Source organism: Nakamurella flavida, from assembly GCF_030811475.1.
Taxonomy (GTDB): Bacteria; Actinomycetota; Actinomycetes; order Mycobacteriales; family Nakamurellaceae; genus Nakamurella; species Nakamurella flavida.
In genome coordinates this window covers 3,954,643-3,970,598 of record NZ_JAUSQV010000001.1, presented here as the reverse complement: position 1 = coordinate 3,970,598, position 15,956 = coordinate 3,954,643, and the positions used below count along the sequence as shown (strand labels likewise).

Sequence of the window (15,956 nt, the reverse complement as noted above, 5' to 3'; positions counted from 1 at the left end):
GAGGAATGGAGTGCTGTCTTCCTGCAGCGCCGGTCCGGCACCCCGGGCACTCAGGGGGTGGGCCACTCGGCCAGACCGGCCAGCGGTCCGGTCCACACCCAGCCGCGGCGCTCCGTGGTGATCACCGAGGCCAGCTCGGGCGCCACCGCGAAGGTCGTGGTCGGCTCGGCCACGGGCAGCACGGGGAGGGCGGACCACAGCATGTCGTCGGCCTCCGTCACGTCGACCCGGCCGGCCAGCGCGTCGGTGAGGGTCTCCTGCAGGTCGGGGGCGCAGTACCCGGAGAGGTTCCCGACCCGCGGCGGCAGCACCGGGACGGCCGCGTCGGCCACGGGGGCGTCCTGCGTGGGGCAGCCGAACGCCGAGGCGGCGGAGACGGTGTCGGAGAAGCCCCGCGGGACGGTGAGCAGGGCCAGATCGACCGTGCCGGCCGGCAGCAGGTCCTCCACGATGGTCGACGGGGCGTCCGGGCGCAGGTCGATCTCGATGCCGGCGGCCCCGAGCCGGGTCTGGATCTCGAGCGCGGCGGCGGTCAGCCGGGCGTCCTGCTGCGGGTAGGCCAGGGTCATCCGCAGCACCTGGCCGTCGCGGGCCGCGTACAGCCCCGTGCGCCGGAACCCGGCCCCGGCCAGCAGCGCGGTCGCCGCGTCCGCGTTCCCGGTGGTGATCGGCGGCCCCACCGGCTCGCCCGCCGAACCCGAGGAGGCGGGCTCCGTGCTCGTGGTCCGGTCACCAGGAGTGGAGACGGTCGTGTCGTCGGACGGCACCCGCGCCGATCCGGGGGCCACGGGGGCGCCGGTCGCCGGCAGCCGGACCTGCGAGGTGACCGTCGGGTAGGCGGTGGCCTGCTGTCCGCTGAGCACGGCCCGCAGCCGGTCGAGATCCAGCGCGGCGGCCACCGCTCGCCGGATGTCCTGTTCGGCCGCCGGTCCGGTGGTGGTGTCGAACACCAGCTGGACCGAGGCCGGCTCGGCGACCGTCACCCGACGCTCCTGCGGCACCGCGGCCGCGAGCGCAGCCGAACTGTCCGCGCCCGGCCCGACGAGCACGGCCTGCAGGTCACCGCGTTCCAGCCCGGCCACCAGATCGGACGGGCCCCCCTGGCGGAGCACCACCGACGCCGGCCCGGGCGGTGCGCCCCAGAACTTGTCGTTGCGGACGAGCGTGATCTCGCCGGTCACCGCGTTGTAGCTGTCCATCTTGTAGCGGTTGCCCGAGACGGGGAGCTCGGTGGCCAACGCCGCCGACCATCCCCCGGGTGAGTCCTTCATGATGTGGCTCGGCAGCAGCGGGGAGAACAGCGTCCGCCACTCGGCGAAGGGTTCGGCGAACTCCACGTCGACGGTCTTGCCGGCGTCCCGCGACCGCACGGCGGTGATCAGCCGGTAACCCGCCGGTGCCTCCGCGCCGGCCTGGCTCACCATCTGATCGCGCAGGTAGGCGAAGTCCTCCGCGGTGATCGGCGTGCCGTCCGACCAGGCCGCGCGCCGGTCCAGCGCGTAGGTGACGGTGAACGGACTGCCCGCGGTGGTCACGGCGCCGGTCGCGTCGACCTGGCTCACCCCCACGGGTACGGCCGGGCGGACGGTCACCGAGTCGACCACGTCGGGGTCGGGCGCGAGGGTGCCGTTGGCCGCCATCACCACCGCGGACGGCAGGACCAGCTCGGTGACCGCCCGGGAGGCGGTGGACCAGTCGGCGATCGCGTGCGGGTTGAACCCGGTGACGGCACCGCCCTCCACGCCGACGACGACCGCCCCGTCCGCCACGGGGGACTTCCCGGGCGAGGTGGTCCGGGTGGGCGTCAGCGGCGGCGGCAGGTTGGGCGGGGTGCAGGCGGCCGTGGCCACCAGGAGCAGGACCGCGAGGGCGACTGCGTCCCGTCGCCGCCCCCGTCGCCTCACCCTGCGAGGGTACGAGGCCACCGTACGGTGCCGACGGCCCGCCACCCCGGCTCGCGGCCGCCGCCGTCAGTGGGTGAGATGCCGGGCGGCCTGCGCCAGCAGGGCCTCCGTCGTACGCGCGGGTGTCCAGCCCTCGGCCAGCGCCTGGCGGAGCAGATCGGACTGGCTCTGCGGGTTGATCGAACCCAACGGCTGGTCCCGGTCGAGATTGGTGGGGTACGGGTACCCCTCGCTGACGGCGGTGACGACGTTGTCCACCAACCGGGCCGGGGTGCCGGCGGCACTCAGCTCCTGCAGGGTCGGGTAGACGGCGATCGACATGCGCGTGGTGTCCACCGCCTCCAGGCACCGACCGAACGCCGAGGAGATCTGCAGCAGGTTGGCCATCCGCCGGACGTCGGGCGTGGTGTTCGTGCCGGCCCCGTGCATCAGGGCCGGGTTGAAGAACACCGCGTCACCCTTGCCGAGCGCCTGCTGGACGTGGTGCTCGGCGAAGTACTCCTGGAACTCCGGGAGCGAGAACGCCACGTAGCCGGGCAGGTACTTGTGCGAGTGCGGCAGGTAGAGGGTGGGTCCGGTCTCGATCGGCATGTCGCAGTGCGCCACCGCACCCTGCAGGGTCAGGGCCGGCGACAGCCGGTGCACGTGGGCGGGGTAGGTCAGCGCGGTCTCCAGCGGCATGAAGCCCAGGTGGTAGTCGCGGTGCGCGACCTGGGCCCGGCCGCCCGGGTTCACGATGTTCAGCGCCGCGTTCATCTGGTAGTTCGCCCCGAGCCAGGCCCCGGCGGCCAACGCGACGTAATCGTTGGAGAAGTACTCGGCGAACAGGGCGGGGTCCGCCACGGCCAGTTTCTCCAGGGCGTTCCACACCCGGTCGTTGGCCCCCGGCTTGGCGAAGTGATCGCCGCCGACCATGCCGGCGGCCTTCTCCTGCGCCAGCAGGTCGAAGAACGCGGCGGTGGCGCGGTCGATGAGGTCCGGGTCGAACGCGTTCCGGAACACCACGATGCCGGGGCCGTCCGACAGTGCCCGGGCGATCTCGGCCTGCACGTCCCGGCGTCCGGACGCGGTGTCCAGATGGTCGAGCAGCCGGTCGGAGTAGATCAGCACTCCCCCGCTGACGGCGTCGGCGTAGGGGTAGTCGGCGAGGTCGGTGCCGGACTCCAGGAGTGCGGCGAACTCCCTCAGGTCGCAGTCGTCCCGGGAGAGGAAGACGGGGGGCTTCGGAGCGAGGGAGGTCATCTGAGCTGGTCCTTCCGGCGGGGATCGACAATGATCGTGCTGCTGACCCTAGGAGCGGGCACCCTCGGTCACAAGGTTGCCAACCCCTCAAGAACCCCTCAGGATCAGTGGATGGCACACCCCCACCGCGTCCGTGACATCGCCGTCCAGGCCGGCCTGAGTCAGGCCACCGTGGACCGGGTGTTGAACGGGCGGGGCGGCGTCCGCGCCAGCACCGTGGCCCAGGTCGGCCGGGCGGTCGCCGAGCTGGACCGCCAGCAGACCCAGCTCGCCGTGGACGGCCGCACCTTCCTGGTGGACGTCGTGGTGGACGCCCCGCAGCGCTTCTCGCACGCCGTGCGGGCCGCCCTCGAGGCGGAGCTGCCGGGCCTGCGGCCGGCGGTGGTCCGGGGCCGGTTCACGCTGACCGAGGCCGCCCCGGCCGCCGAGATCGCCGCCGCCCTGCACCGGGTGGCCGACCGCGGGTCGCACGGGGTGGTGCTGAAGGCACCGGACTCCCCCGAGGTGACCGACGCCGTCGCCCGGGTCCAGCGCGCCGGGATCCCGGTGATCACCCTGGTCACCGATCTGCCCGGGACGGCCCGGCTGGCCTACGTGGGCCTGGACAACCGGGCCGCCGGGGCCACGGCCGCCTATCTCGTCGACCGGTGGCTGCCCGCCGACGACGCGGCCGTCCTGGTCATCCGCGGCGACTCCGCCTTCCGCGGCGAGGACGAACGGGAGATGGGCTTCCGGGCGACTTTGCGGGCCACCGCGCGACCCGGCGCCGAGCCGCGTCGGCTGGTCGAGCTGGTGCACTCCGCGGGCGGCGACGACACCCTGCGCCGGGCCGTCACGGAATCCTTGGCCCGGCACGGCGACATCGCCGCCGTGTACTCGATGTACGCCTTCGGCGGGAACGCCGCGGTGCTGGACGCCTTCGACCGGGCGGGCCGCCGGTCGGCCGTGTTCGTCACCCACGACCTGAACGCCGATAACCGTGCGCTGCTGCTGGACGGCCGCATCTCCGCCGTGCTGCACCACGATCTCAACGACGACCTGCGGCGCTGCTGCTGGTTGATCATGCAGGCGCGGGGGGCGCTGCCCGGGACACCGGTGACCCTGACCTCGCCGATCCAGGTCGTCACGCCGTACAACGTGCCGCCCGCCCGGTGATCCGGGCTCGCGGCCGCCGCTCCATCCCCGGGAACGGCACCCCGGAGCGCCGACGACCCCGGAGCCACAGGGGCGCCGGGGTCGGGACGGGGTGGGACGGGGTCGATCAGCCCTTGTTGCCGCGGGTGCGCGAGCGGGCGCGCTCCCCGGCGTTGAGGATGACCTTGCGGATGCGGGCGGAGACCGGGGTGATCTCCACGCACTCGTCGTCGGCGCAGAACTCGAGCGCCTGCTCCAGGGACAGCGAGCGGGACGGCACCAGGTGGACGAGCTCGTCACCGCTGGACTGCCGCATGTTGGTGAGCTTCTTCTCCTTGGTGATGTTGACGTCCATGTCGTCGGAGCGGGAGTTCTCCCCGATGATCATGCCCTCGTACACCTCGGTGGTCGGCGGCACGAACATCGCGCCGCGCTCCTGCAGCGCGAACATGGCGAACGGGGTGGCCTTGCCCGCGCGATCCGCGACGAGCGAGCCGGTCGGCCGGGCGCGCAGGTCGCCGGCCCAGGGGCCGTAGCCGTCGAACAGGGTGCTGGCGATGCCGGTGCCGCGGGTGTCGGTGAGGAACGCGGTCCGGAAGCCGATCAGGCCGCGGGACGGGACGTGGAACTCCAGGCGGACCCAGCCGGAGCCGTGGTTGCTCATGGTCTCCATGCGGCCCTTGCGCACGGCGAGCAGCTGGGTGATCGCGCCCAGGTACTCCTCGGGGGCGTCGATGGTCAGTCGCTCGAAGGGCTCCTGCTTCTTGCCGTCGACGATCTTGGTGACGACCTGCGGCTTGCCGATGGTCAGCTCGAAGCCCTCGCGGCGCATCGTCTCGACCAGGATGGCCAGGGCCAGCTCGCCACGGCCCTGCACCTCCCAGGTGTCGGGGCGCTCGGTGTTGAGCACGCGGATGGACACGTTGCCGATGAGCTCGGCGTCCAGCCGGTTCTTCACCTGGCGGGCGGTCAGCTTGGTGCCGCCGTCCTTGCCGGCCAGCGGCGAGGTGTTGATGCCGACGGTCATCGAGATGGCCGGCTCGTCCACGGTGATCGGCGGCAGGGCCACCGGGGTCTCGACGTCGGCCAGGGTCTCGCCGATGGTGATGTCGGCCATCCCGGCCACGGCGATCAGGTCACCGGCGTAGGCGGACTCGACCGGCACGCGGTCCAGCGCCTCGGTGATCAGCAGCTCGGTGATCTTGGTGCGCTGGACGGTGCCGTCGAGCTTCATCCAGGCCACCTGCTGGCCCTTGGTGATGGTGCCCTCGATGACCCGGCACATGCCGATGCGGCCGAGGAAGGGCGAGGCGTCGATGTTGGTGACCTGCGCCTGCAGCGCGGCCCCCTCGGTGTACTCCGGGGCCGGGATGGCCTCCAGGAGCACGTCGAACAGCGGGTCGAGGTTCTCGTGGTCGGGCATCTCGCCGTTGCCCGGCTTGTTCTTGCTGGCCCGGCCGGCGCGGGAGGCGCAGTAGACGATCGGGAACTCGATCTGCTCCTCGTCGGCGTCCAGGTCCAGGAACAGGTCGTAGGTCTCGTCGACGACCTCGTCGATGCGGGCGTCGGGGCGGTCGGTCTTGTTGATGACCAGCACCACGGGCAGCCGGGCGGCCAGCGCCTTGCGGAGCACGAAGCGGGTCTGCGGCAGCGGACCCTCGGAGGCGTCGACGAGCAGGACGACACCGTCGACCATCATCAACGCGCGCTCCACCTCGCCACCGAAGTCGGCGTGACCGGGGGTGTCGACGATGTTGATCACCATGTCGCCCCGGCGCACGGCCGTGTTCTTGGCGAGGATGGTGATGCCCTTCTCGCGCTCCAGGTCGTTGGAGTCCATGACGCGATCGGTCTTCTCACTGCCGATCCGGAACGCACCGGACTGCCACAGCATGGCGTCGACCAGAGTGGTCTTGCCGTGGTCGACGTGGGCCACGATGGCGACGTTACGAAGATCAGAACGCACAGGCACGGGGAACAACACTCCTTGCAGTTGGGTGGCGCACCGGGACGACCGGGGCGACGTGTCGGCCACCCACCCGGAGTCCGACCGGCGCAGTGCAGCCCTCCCAGTCTACCGATGGGAGCACCTGTCGACGGCACGGCCGTCCGCGGCGGCGGTCGCCGACCACTCCGCGGGCCGCGTCGGGACCCTGCGCATCGGCGTCCGGCGGGCGGCCGTTCTAGGCTCGCGGTCCCCGTGCACTCCCCCACCGCGTCAGGAGCACCCGATGGCGAATCCCGATCAGACCCCTGCCGGTACCCCCGCGCCGGACCCGGCCGCCGAGGGCATCCCGGTCGGTCCGGACGGCCGGCCCGATCTGCCGTTGCAGGTCCTCGAGGACGACGAGACGGTGCCGCCGCGCCCCGAGGAGGAGCTCGCCGATCTCGAGCGATCCGACCCCCAGGCCCCCTGACCTGCAGGGACGGCTCTGCAGGTCAGATCCCGCGGTTGAGGTTGGTGTCCAGCGGGCTGGTCAGTGGAGCACCCGCCGCGACGTCGATCGGAGCCGGCGGCGCCGGGAACGAATCGCCCGGTTCGACCTGCGTCGGGTTCAGCACCCGGGACAGGAACGACTTGGTGCGCTCGTTCTGCGGGTTGCCGATGCACTCGTCCGGCGGCCCCTGCTCGACGATGTAGCCGCCGTCCATGAAGATCACCCGGTCGGCCACGTCCCGCGCAAAGGCCATCTCGTGGGTGACGACCATCATGGTCATCCCCTCCTTGGCGAGGCCCTTCATGACGGCCAGCACCTCCCCGACGAGCTCCGGGTCCAGGGCCGAGGTGGGCTCGTCGAAGAGCATCAGCTCGGGCGACATGGACAGCGAGCGGGCGATGGCCACCCGTTGCTGCTGCCCGCCGGACAGCTGCGCGGGATAGGCCTGCGCCTTCTCGGCCAGGCCGACCCGGGTCAGCGTGCTCATGGCGATCTTCTCCGCCTCCTCCTTGCTCCGCTTGAGCACCTTGGTCTGGGCCACGGTGAGGTTGCGCAGCACGGTGAGGTGCGGGAAGAGGTTGAACGACTGAAAGACCATGCCGACCCGGGTGCGGACCTTGTCCAGGTCGACATCCGGGTCGGTCATCTCGTCGTCGCCGATGAAGATCTTGCCGGCCGTCGGCGTCTCCAGCAGGTTCACGCAGCGCAGCAGGGTCGACTTGCCGGAGCCGGACGGTCCGATCACGCAGACCACCTCGCCGGTGGCGATCTCGACGTTGATGTCCTTGAGCACCTCGATGGCCCCGAACGACTTCTTCAGGTTCTGCACCGAGATGGCCGGGCGGGACGACAGCCGGCCGGCTGGGCTGGTGGAGGAGGTGTTGGACGGGGACGTGCTGGACGACATGGCGGTCACCGGGCCCTTGCGTGGCGGATCTCGAGGCGGCGGACGAGCTGGGACAACGGCAGGGTCAGGCAGAGGTAGAGCAGGCCGCCGACGACCAGCGGGGTCGGGCTGACGGCCTTGTTCAGGAAGTCCTGGCTGAACTTGGTCAGCTCGTACTGAGCGGTGGTCACCCCCAACACGTAGACCAGCGAGGAGTCCTTGAGCAGCAGGATGATCTCGTTGGTCAGCGGCGGGATGACGATGCGGAAGGCCTGCGGCAGCACGATGGTGATCAGTGTCCGGCCCGGGGACATGCCCAGGGTGCGTGCCGCCTCGACCTGCCCCTTGGGCACGGCCTGGATGCCGGCGCGGATGGTCTCGGCCATGTAGGCCGCGGCGGTCAGTCCGAGACCGACCGTCACCTGGCCGAGGAAGCCGCCGGGGAAGCTGAAGTTCGGGAATGCGTTGGGGATGCCGTAGGCCACGATGAACAGCACGAGCAGGGCCGGCAGACCGCGGAACAACTCGACGTAGAGGGTGCCGATCCACCGGTACGGGCCGACGCTGGACAGTCGCATCAGCGCGATGATCACGCCGACGACGAGCCCGAACACGAAGGCCAGGATCGTGTACTTGACCGTGTTGAGCAGGGCGATGCCCAGCACGCGCGGGAACATCCGGCCCGCGACCTCGGTGTTGAAGAACGCCTCCGCCACCCGGGGCCAGTCGGCCGCGACGGCGATGAAGACGATGATCGCGACGAGGATCGCGTACTGGACGCCGCGGAACGCGCGGGCCCGCTGACGACGGGTCATGGTGGCCAAGGGGACTCCTCGGGAGCAGCGGCGGGCTGACGGGGCGGAGCTGCAGGTGACACGGCGAAGGGCCCGGGCGGTGCGGTGGGACGACCCGCCCGGGCCCTGGTGGCCGGATCAGCCGGCCGGGACCTCACCGATCCACTGCGTGTACAGCTCGTCGTACGTGCCGTCGGACTGCGCCTTGCTGATGGTGGCGTCGACGACGGACTTCAGCGGGGTGTTGTCCAGCTTCATGCCGAAGCCGTACTGCTCACCGGTGTCGAACTGGGCGGCGATCTTGGTCGTGCCGGCCTGCTCCTTGATGTACTCCGACCAGACCGGGAGGTCGTTGATGGCCCCGTCGATCTGGTTGGTGACCAGGGCCTGCTGCTCGGAGGCCAGGTCCTGGAACTCGACGACCTCGTAGCCGCTCTCGGCCGCGTTGGCGTTGGCGTAGTCCAGGCCGGTGGTCGAGGACTGGGCACCGACGCGCTTGCCGCTCAGGTCGTCCAGCGAGGCGTAGGAATCGCCGGAGCGGACGAGCAGCGCCTGGGTGGCGTCGAAGTACGGCTCGGAGAACAGGATGACCTTCGACCGCTCGTCGTTGATGGTCATGCCGGCCGCGGCGATGTCGCACTTGCCGGTGGACATGTCCTGGCCGGACTTGATGCCCTCGAAGGGCGTGTCGACCACGGCGACCTCGACCCCGAGCTCGGTGGCGACCAGCTTCATCATGTCGATGTCGAAGCCCACGGTCTCGCCCGCGTCGTCGTTCGACTCGAACGGGGCGTAGGGCAGGTGGGTGCAGACGGTGAGCGAACCGGCGCTGATCAGCGAGGCCTTGGCCGCCTCGACGTCGGCGGCCGCGACACCGGACCCGCTGGCGGCGGAACCGGAGGTGGCCGAACCGGACGTGGCCGCGGTGGCCGCCGAGCTGGAGGCGGACCCGGAGGACGCCGCGGCCGAGGTCTCGGAGGCGACGGCGGAGGACAGCGCGGAGGACGCGGAGCCGGCGGCCGGGGTGGCGCTGCCACCGCAACCGGCCAGCAGCAGGCCACCGGCGGCGAGCGAGGCCACGGCGGCGGCGCGGGCCTTGGACGAGGTCAGAAACACGAAGACTCCCGGATGTGGCGAAGATGCGAGCGACCTCTGAAGAAGGCCGACGGGTGTCGCACCGGGGCATCGTGCCACGCCGAATGTGTCAAACGGATCACAAGAGTGACGGGAGTATTCCGTCGCCGGTCACCCAGCGTTGTCCGGGCGATCATCGTGGGCGCGTTCGGCCCTGTTCTCCGCGGCGGTGGCGGTGGCGGCGAGCAGGGCCCGGACATCGGGCAGGACGGCGAGGTCGGCCGGCAACCAGTCCACCTCGGTGAGCTCCTCGCCTTTCAGCCAGCGGATCCGGTCGTGGTCACCGGCCTGCGGGGTGGGGGTCCCCGACCGCACGGTCGCCACCCGGCAGCGCAGCACGGCCGACCCGCCCAGATCGACATCGGGGCCGACCCGCTCCCCCACCCGGACCGTGATCCCCAGCTCCTCCCGGAGTTCCCGGACCAGCGCCGCGTCCTCTTCTTCGCCGGGTTCGACCTTGCCGCCCGGGAACTCCCAGCCACCGGCGTGGGCGGACGGGGCGGCCCGGCGCGCGGCGAGCACCCGGTCGGCGTCCACCACCACCCCGGCGACGACGACGAGCGGTTCCCGGGCGAGCAGGGTGGCGATGCCCAGCAGGACCCCGGCGCCGGCCCGGATCCGCCGGGCGGGCATCCGCCCCGGCCGGCCGACGGTGCACCGGACGACGGCCCCGGCCGGGTCGCCGTCCACCCGGAAGCTCACGGTGGCGCCGGTCAGGGGGCCGTGGACGATCTCCAGCACGGGGGTCGGGTCCGTCGCCCGGACCCGCAGATGCATCGCGACGGGACGCAGGAGGGCCGGTCCACCGTCGGGGCGCACCCGCAGCAGGTCACCGACCCGCAGCTCGCGCCGCACGTCGACCAGCTCGCCGGCGACCTCGAGCCGCCGCCCCAGCACCCGGGCGGTCCGGCTGTACAGCTCGGCGCGGCGCAGGGCCCGCGACACGGCGACCGGTGGGGCCTGCACGGCCATCCCGGTGACGATCTCGGCAGCGGCAGCGGCGGCGGCGGGGAGCGGGGACGGCACGGCCCCACCCTGCCACGGGCGCGCAGGTCAGCTCCGGACGGCGTGGTCCCGGGAGGGCGCGGCAACCGTGCGGTGCACCGTGCCGATGACCACGAGTGCGGCGAAGCCCAGGACGGGATAGACGGCGTCCAGCACCGACTCCCAGATCGGCCGGCCGGCGGCGAACTCCAGATGCCCGTTCTGGATCATGATCAGGAAGATCACCACGTAGAGCAGGCACACCGCGGCCCAGGCCCAGCCGAGCCGCCGGACGGCCCGCACGGCGGAGCGCGGACCGAACAGGCACCAGAGCAGCAGCGGGACGACCCAGACCCAGTGGTGCGACCAGGACACCGGCGAGATCAGCAGCCCGACGATCTGGGTGCCGACCAGGGCGGCCAGTCCGTCCCCGGCGCGGGCGGCCCGGGAGATCGCCCAGATTCCGACGGCCAGGCTGACCACGGACAGCAGGATCCAGGCCGCGGTGTGGTCGTGGCCGAACAGCCTGTACACGGTGCCGCGCCACGACTGGTTGCGGGTGACCCAGATGGCGCCGGTGCGGGTGGGGTCGAACATGAGCTGGGTGAAGAAGCGCCAGGTCTGCGACGGGAGGAAGGCGAAGGAGATGCCGAGCGCGGCGAGGAACAACCCGATGCTCCAGGCCGCCGCCGCCCACCGCCGGCTCAGCAGGTAGTACAGCCCGGTGACGGCGGGGACGACCTTGATCCCGGCGGCGACGGCGACCGACAGCCCGGCCCAGACGTCGCGCCGCCGGCCGGCCGCGGAGGCACCGGCGAGCAGCAGCGCGGCCAGGAACAGGTTGATCTGCCCGTAGTTGAAGGTCGAACGGACCGGTTCGAGCCAGAAGGCGATCGCGGTGGCAGTGACGACCGTGCCCCGCAGGTGGTCCAGTGGCCGGTCGGCCCGGTGACCGGCCCGGCCCAGCATCCGCAGCGAGCACACGATCATCACGACGAGCGCGGCCAGGCTGGCGATCTGCCAGCCCACCGCGACGACGGGCCAGGGCAACAGGCCGAGCGGGGAGAACAGCAGCGCGGCGAAGGTCGGGTAGGTGAAGGGGAGCACCTCGACCCCGGAGGTGAAGTCGTACAGGGCCCCGTCGGTGAGGTGTTTCGTGCCGTCGACGTAGACCCGCAGGTCGATCATCTTGAATCCGTCGGCGCCGAGGGCCTGGAAGGCGACGTGCAGGAGGACCGTCACGCCGAGCAGTGCCCACGGGATCCACGGGGAGGACACGACACGGGTGCCCAGCCGTGTCAGGCGGTCCGTCATGCCACTCCCTCGTCCGCGAGCCCGGTGCCGGACGCGCCCCGGGAGGGTAACGGGACGCCGGGGGTGCGCCGGCCCGGCAGGACCAGGATCGCGATCACGCACCACAGGACGGGCAGCCCCGAGAGCACCAGCGTCACGACGCCGGCCGTGGGCCAGTCGTCGATGTCGGTGCGGATGTAGGACGTGGGTTGCATGCCCCAGATGAGCATCCCGGTCAGGCCGAGCACGAGCAGCCCGGTCCGTCCGCGGCCGGGGGTGCCGCGCAGCCGCCACCACCGGTCGGCGATGACGGCGAGGGCGGGCAGCACCCACACCGCGTGGTGGATCCAGCTGACCGGGCTCACCGCGATGCCGACGAGCCCCACCACCGTCAACCCGGCCAGGTCGTCGCCGCCCCGGTACAGGCGGGCCGCCCGGTACAGCCCGATGCCGACCAGCGCGGCGGCGAGCACGGCCCAGAGCGGCCGGGGTACCGGCTCGGGCGCGAACCACCGGGCCAGCCAGCCGTTGACCGACTGGTCGAGAATGCTCTCGGGCCGACCGACGCGGGTGGTGTCCCACAGCAGGCCGGTGAAGAAGTCCCAGGTCTCCCGGGGCGCGATCGCCGCGGCCAGCCCGGTGACCACGGCCGCGGTGGCGACCGCGGTCAGCGCGGCACGCCAGCGCCGGGTGACCAGCAGGTAGAGCACGGCGATCCCGGGGGTGATCTTCAGCGCGCCGGCCAGGCCGATCCCGACGCCGAACCAGCGGGACCGCCGCCGGCCGAGCACCAGCACGTCGGCGACGACGAGAAGCACCAGGAACACGTTGATCTGACCGAACGACAGGTTCTCCCGCAGCGACTCGACCATGAAGGCGACCGGGGTCAGCACGACCGCAGCCGCCCAGCCGGTGCGCCGGGCGAGGCCGGGGCCGACCCGGTCGGTCAGCAGCAGGTGCACCAGCACCCCACCGGCCACCACGATGGCCAGCACGGTGAGCACCCGGACCGCTCCGAACGACAGCAGCGTCATCGGGCTCATCACGATGGCGGCGAACGGCGGATAGGTGAAGCCGAGCGAGCCCATGATCTCGTCGGGCTGGGCGTAGGAGTACAGCCCGGCGCCGGCCACCCAGGCCGAGACCGCGCGGTAGTAGATGGCCAGGTCGAACTGGGGCACCCAACCGGTGGCGCTGAGCGCGGCGATCACCGACAGCAGGGTGGTCAGGCCGAGCGCGGTCGCGAAGCGGACGCCGGCTCGCTGCCGGCGCCACCGGGCGAACACGGGGCGCAACACGCGGGGTGATCCGTTCGGAGGCGGTACGGGGGTCCGCCCCACCGTAGGGCCCGGGGTCCGGGGAGACCGGACCCGACACCGGGACCGGCGCGGTCCGGGTGCGGTCGACCGGGGCCCGGGTCGGGAGCCGATCGAGCGGCTCCCGACCCGGGAGAAGGAAGCGTGGTCACGTCGCACCCCTCGAGCGACATCACCGGCATTCTCACACTCAGTCGTTCTCCTATTACTGATCGTTACACACCCTCGGGGGCGCTCCTCGGATCGACGGTTCGCCTGCCCGATGGCTCGCCCACGAACACGGCCCCCGTGTGACGGCGATCACCTAGGCTCGGCGGGTCCGGTCCCGGCGAGCAGTCCGCCGGTGCGAGCGAACACCGACATCGGAGTCTCATGGTCACCACCTCCCCCCGCAGGCCGCAGGACGGCGTGGAGCTCGTCCGGACCGACCCCGATCAACCACCCGTCGCGGTGCGCGAGCCCTACCGTTGGACCCCGGCCAAGCGGGTCGTGTACGTCCTCGTCGCCCTGCTCGGCGGCCTGGGCTGGGTGATGCTCGCGGTGGTGCGCGGCGAGCACGTCAACGCGGTGTGGTTCGTCTTCGCCGCCGTCTGCACCTACGTCGTCGCGTTCCGCTTCTACGCCCGGCTCATCGAGTACCGGGTGGTCAGACCGAAGGACGAGCGGGCGACACCGGCCGAGATCCACGACAACGGCAAGGACTACGTCCCCACCGACCGCCGGGTGCTCTTCGGCCACCACTTCGCGGCGATCGCCGGAGCCGGACCACTGGTCGGGCCGGTGCTGGCCGCGCAGATGGGTTACCTGCCCGGGACCATCTGGATCATCGTCGGCGTCGTGTTCGCCGGCGCCGTGCAGGACTACCTGGTGCTGGCCATCTCCATCCGGCGGCGCGGCCGCAGCCTGGGTCAGATGGCGCGGGAGGAACTGGGCCGGGTCGGCGGCATCGCCGCCCTGGTCGGCGTGTTCATCATCATGATCATCATCATCGCGGTGCTCGGCCTGGTCGTCGTCAACGCACTGGCCGAGAGCCCGTGGGGCGTCTTCTCCATCGCCATGACCATCCCGATCGCGTTGTTCATGGGCGTGTACCTGCGGTACCTGCGGCCCGGGCGGGTCTCGGAGGTCTCCCTCATCGGGGTGGCCCTGCTGCTGCTGGCCATCGTCTCCGGCGGCTGGGTCGCCGAGACCGAGTGGGGCGCCGACACCTTCACGCTGTCCAAGGTGACCATCGCCTGGTTCATGATCGCCTACGGCTTCGCCGCGTCGGTGCTCCCGGTGTGGCTGCTGCTGGCCCCGCGCGACTACCTCTCCACGTTCATGAAGATCGGCACCATCGTCCTGCTGGCCGTGGGCATCCTCATCGCCCGCCCGGAGGTGCAGGCCCCCGCGGTGAGCACGTTCGCGACGGAGGGCAACGGCCCGGCCTTCGCCGGCAGCCTCTTCCCGTTCCTGTTCATCACCATCGCCTGCGGTGCGCTGTCCGGGTTCCACGCGCTCATCGCCTCGGGCACCACGCCGAAGCTGATCGAGAAGGAGAGCCAGGCCAAGCTCATCGGCTACGGCGGCATGCTCACCGAGTCGTTCGTGGCGATCATGGCGTTGGTGGCGGCGGTCTCGCTCGACCAGCACCTCTACTTCGCGATGAACGCGCCCGCCGGGCTGACCGGGGGCACCGCCGAGGCGGCGGCGGCCTACGTGAACGGCCTGGGACTGAGCAGTCCGAACGTGGACGCCAACTACTTCACCCAGATCGCGTCCGATGTCGGCGAGCAGAGCGTCATCTCGCGCACGGGCGGCGCCCCCACGCTGGCCCTGGGCATCTCGAACATCATGCACGACGTCATCGGCGGCGAGGGGCTCAAGTCGTTCTGGTACCACTTCGCGATCATGTTCGAGGCGCTGTTCATCCTGACCACGGTGGACGCCGGCACCCGGGTGGCCCGCTTCATGCTGTCGGATTCGCTCGGCAACATTCCCGGAAGGGCCCGGCGCTTCCGCGATCCGTCCTGGCGGGCCGGTGCCTGGATCTGCTCGCTGGTCGTCGTCCTGGCGTGGGGGGCGATCCTGCTGATGGGCGTCACCGATCCGCTCGGCGGGATCAACACGCTCTTCCCGTTGTTCGGGATCGCCAACCAACTGCTGGCCGCCATCGCGCTCACCGTGGTGTTCACCATCCTGGTGAAGAAGCAGATGTACCGGTGGTGCTGGATCCCGGCCGTGCCGCTGGTCTGGGACCTGCTGGTGACCATGACGGCGTCGTACCAGAAGATCTTCTCCGCCACCCCGGCGATCGGATACTGGGCCCAGCACAACGCCTTCCGGACCGCCCGGGACGCCGGGGAGACCTCGTTCGGTACCGCCCGGACGCCGGAGGCGATGGACGCGGTCATCCGCAACACGTTCGTCCAGGGCAGCCTGTCCATCCTGTTCGCCGGGCTGGTCCTCATCGTGGCCGTCGCCGGCGCGGTGGTCTGCATCCGCTCGGTCCGGGCCGGCGGCATGCCCACCTCGGAGGACGAGGAGGTGCCCTCGCACCTGTTCGCCCCCCGCAGCTTCGTGCCCACCGAGGCCGAGAAGCAGGTGGCGGCGGAGTGGCTCGAGGTGGCACCTCCGCGGGCCCGGAGCCACGGATGAGCGGGGTGTTCGCCGGCGTGCGGTGGTGGTTCGCCGGGCTGATGGGCGACGACGCGTACACCCGCTACGTCGCCCACCTCGCGCGCCGGCATCCCGACGCACCGGTCCCGACGGTGCGGGAGTTCTGGCGCAGCCGGTATGCCGACATGGAGGCGAATCCGGGCGCGCGATGCTGTTGAGCCGGCCCCCGGCGC

General features: G+C 71.7%; 13 protein-coding genes. 4 read left to right on the top strand and 9 right to left on the bottom strand.

The features are described from left to right. Nucleotides 1-50: 50 nt before the first annotated feature. Both J2S58_RS17590 and J2S58_RS17585 read right to left on the bottom strand, forming a co-directional pair. A complete protein-coding gene (locus J2S58_RS17590; protein ID WP_205257052.1) occupies nt 51-1,904 on the bottom strand; it encodes an ABC transporter substrate-binding protein in 1,854 nt (617 codons plus the stop codon). Nucleotides 1,905-1,970: 66 nt separating this feature from the next. Further along, complete coding sequence (locus tag J2S58_RS17585; protein ID WP_205257051.1) at nt 1,971-3,146, bottom strand: phytanoyl-CoA dioxygenase family protein; 1,176 nt, start codon at nt 3,144-3,146, stop codon at nt 1,971-1,973. A gap of 111 nt (nt 3,147-3,257) precedes the next feature. On the opposite strand from J2S58_RS17585, the gene J2S58_RS17580 reads away from it, so the two are divergent. Further along, complete coding sequence (locus J2S58_RS17580) at nt 3,258-4,301, top strand: LacI family DNA-binding transcriptional regulator (RefSeq protein ID WP_205257050.1); 1,044 nt, start codon at nt 3,258-3,260, stop codon at nt 4,299-4,301. Nucleotides 4,302-4,407: 106 nt separating this feature from the next. Here J2S58_RS17580 and typA read toward each other — a convergent pair whose 3' ends face one another. Then, nucleotides 4,408-6,252, bottom strand: coding sequence for a translational GTPase TypA (gene typA, locus J2S58_RS17575; RefSeq protein ID WP_205257049.1), 1,845 nt, complete (start codon nt 6,250-6,252; stop codon nt 4,408-4,410). 259 nt (nt 6,253-6,511) lie between these two features. Here typA and J2S58_RS17570 point away from each other — a divergent pair, with 259 nt between their 5' ends. Continuing rightward, entirely contained in the window at nt 6,512-6,697 is a 186-nt protein-coding gene (locus J2S58_RS17570; RefSeq protein WP_205257371.1) for a hypothetical protein, read from the top strand. A 22-nt stretch (nt 6,698-6,719) separates the two neighbouring features. Here J2S58_RS17570 and J2S58_RS17565 read toward each other — a convergent pair whose 3' ends face one another. The 6 genes from J2S58_RS17565 to J2S58_RS17540 all read right to left on the bottom strand — a co-directional run bounded on the left by J2S58_RS17565 (nt 6,720) and on the right by J2S58_RS17540 (nt 13,107). Further along, entirely contained in the window at nt 6,720-7,625 is a 906-nt protein-coding gene (locus tag J2S58_RS17565) for an amino acid ABC transporter ATP-binding protein (RefSeq protein ID WP_205257048.1), read from the bottom strand. Between the two features lie 5 nt (nt 7,626-7,630). Further along, the gene (locus J2S58_RS17560; RefSeq protein WP_240189014.1) at nt 7,631-8,419 is read right to left on the bottom strand and encodes an amino acid ABC transporter permease; all 789 of its coding nucleotides are present in this window, start codon (nt 8,417-8,419) and stop codon (nt 7,631-7,633) included. A gap of 117 nt (nt 8,420-8,536) precedes the next feature. After that, entirely contained in the window at nt 8,537-9,514 is a 978-nt protein-coding gene (locus J2S58_RS17555; RefSeq protein ID WP_205257046.1) for an ABC transporter substrate-binding protein, read from the bottom strand. A gap of 129 nt (nt 9,515-9,643) precedes the next feature. Next, a complete protein-coding gene (locus tag J2S58_RS17550) occupies nt 9,644-10,558 on the bottom strand; it encodes a (deoxy)nucleoside triphosphate pyrophosphohydrolase (protein WP_306829092.1) in 915 nt (304 codons plus the stop codon). A 27-nt stretch (nt 10,559-10,585) separates the two neighbouring features. After that, nucleotides 10,586-11,830: a glycosyltransferase 87 family protein gene (locus J2S58_RS17545; protein ID WP_205257045.1), complete on the bottom strand. Its 1,245-nt coding sequence runs from the start codon at nt 11,828-11,830 to the stop codon at nt 10,586-10,588. Continuing rightward, nucleotides 11,827-13,107, bottom strand: coding sequence for a glycosyltransferase 87 family protein (locus J2S58_RS17540; protein WP_205257044.1), 1,281 nt, complete (start codon nt 13,105-13,107; stop codon nt 11,827-11,829). Before J2S58_RS17540 ends, J2S58_RS17545 begins: the two co-directional genes overlap by 4 nt. A 390-nt stretch (nt 13,108-13,497) precedes the next feature. Here J2S58_RS17540 and J2S58_RS17535 point away from each other — a divergent pair, with 390 nt between their 5' ends. Both J2S58_RS17535 and J2S58_RS17530 read left to right on the top strand, forming a co-directional pair. After that, nucleotides 13,498-15,762 (top strand): carbon starvation CstA family protein, encoded by a 2,265-nt coding sequence (locus J2S58_RS17535; protein ID WP_205257043.1) that lies wholly within the window; start codon nt 13,498-13,500, stop codon nt 15,760-15,762. Beyond that, nucleotides 15,759-15,941 (top strand): YbdD/YjiX family protein, encoded by a 183-nt coding sequence (locus J2S58_RS17530; RefSeq protein ID WP_205257042.1) that lies wholly within the window; start codon nt 15,759-15,761, stop codon nt 15,939-15,941. The genes J2S58_RS17535 and J2S58_RS17530 overlap by 4 nt, the downstream gene beginning before the upstream one ends. Nucleotides 15,942-15,956: the final 15 nt, after the last annotated feature.

What these genes read in the sequence shown, in the direction of transcription:
- J2S58_RS17560 (WP_240189014.1), bottom strand. Translation starts at nt 8,419, where the DNA reads ATGACCCGTCGTCAGCGGGCCCGCGCGTTCCGCGGCGTCCAGTACGCG.
- J2S58_RS17585 (WP_205257051.1), bottom strand. Translation starts at nt 3,146, where the DNA reads ATGACCTCCCTCGCTCCGAAGCCCCCCGTCTTCCTCTCCCGGGACGAC.
- J2S58_RS17580 (WP_205257050.1), top strand. Translation starts at nt 3,258, where the DNA reads ATGGCACACCCCCACCGCGTCCGTGACATCGCCGTCCAGGCCGGCCTG.
- J2S58_RS17530 (WP_205257042.1), top strand. Translation starts at nt 15,759, where the DNA reads ATGAGCGGGGTGTTCGCCGGCGTGCGGTGGTGGTTCGCCGGGCTGATG.
- J2S58_RS17535 (WP_205257043.1), top strand. Translation starts at nt 13,498, where the DNA reads ATGGTCACCACCTCCCCCCGCAGGCCGCAGGACGGCGTGGAGCTCGTC.
- J2S58_RS17565 (WP_205257048.1), bottom strand. Translation starts at nt 7,625, where the DNA reads ATGTCGTCCAGCACGTCCCCGTCCAACACCTCCTCCACCAGCCCAGCC.
- J2S58_RS17545 (WP_205257045.1), bottom strand. Translation starts at nt 11,830, where the DNA reads ATGACGGACCGCCTGACACGGCTGGGCACCCGTGTCGTGTCCTCCCCG.
- J2S58_RS17570 (WP_205257371.1), top strand. Translation starts at nt 6,512, where the DNA reads ATGGCGAATCCCGATCAGACCCCTGCCGGTACCCCCGCGCCGGACCCG.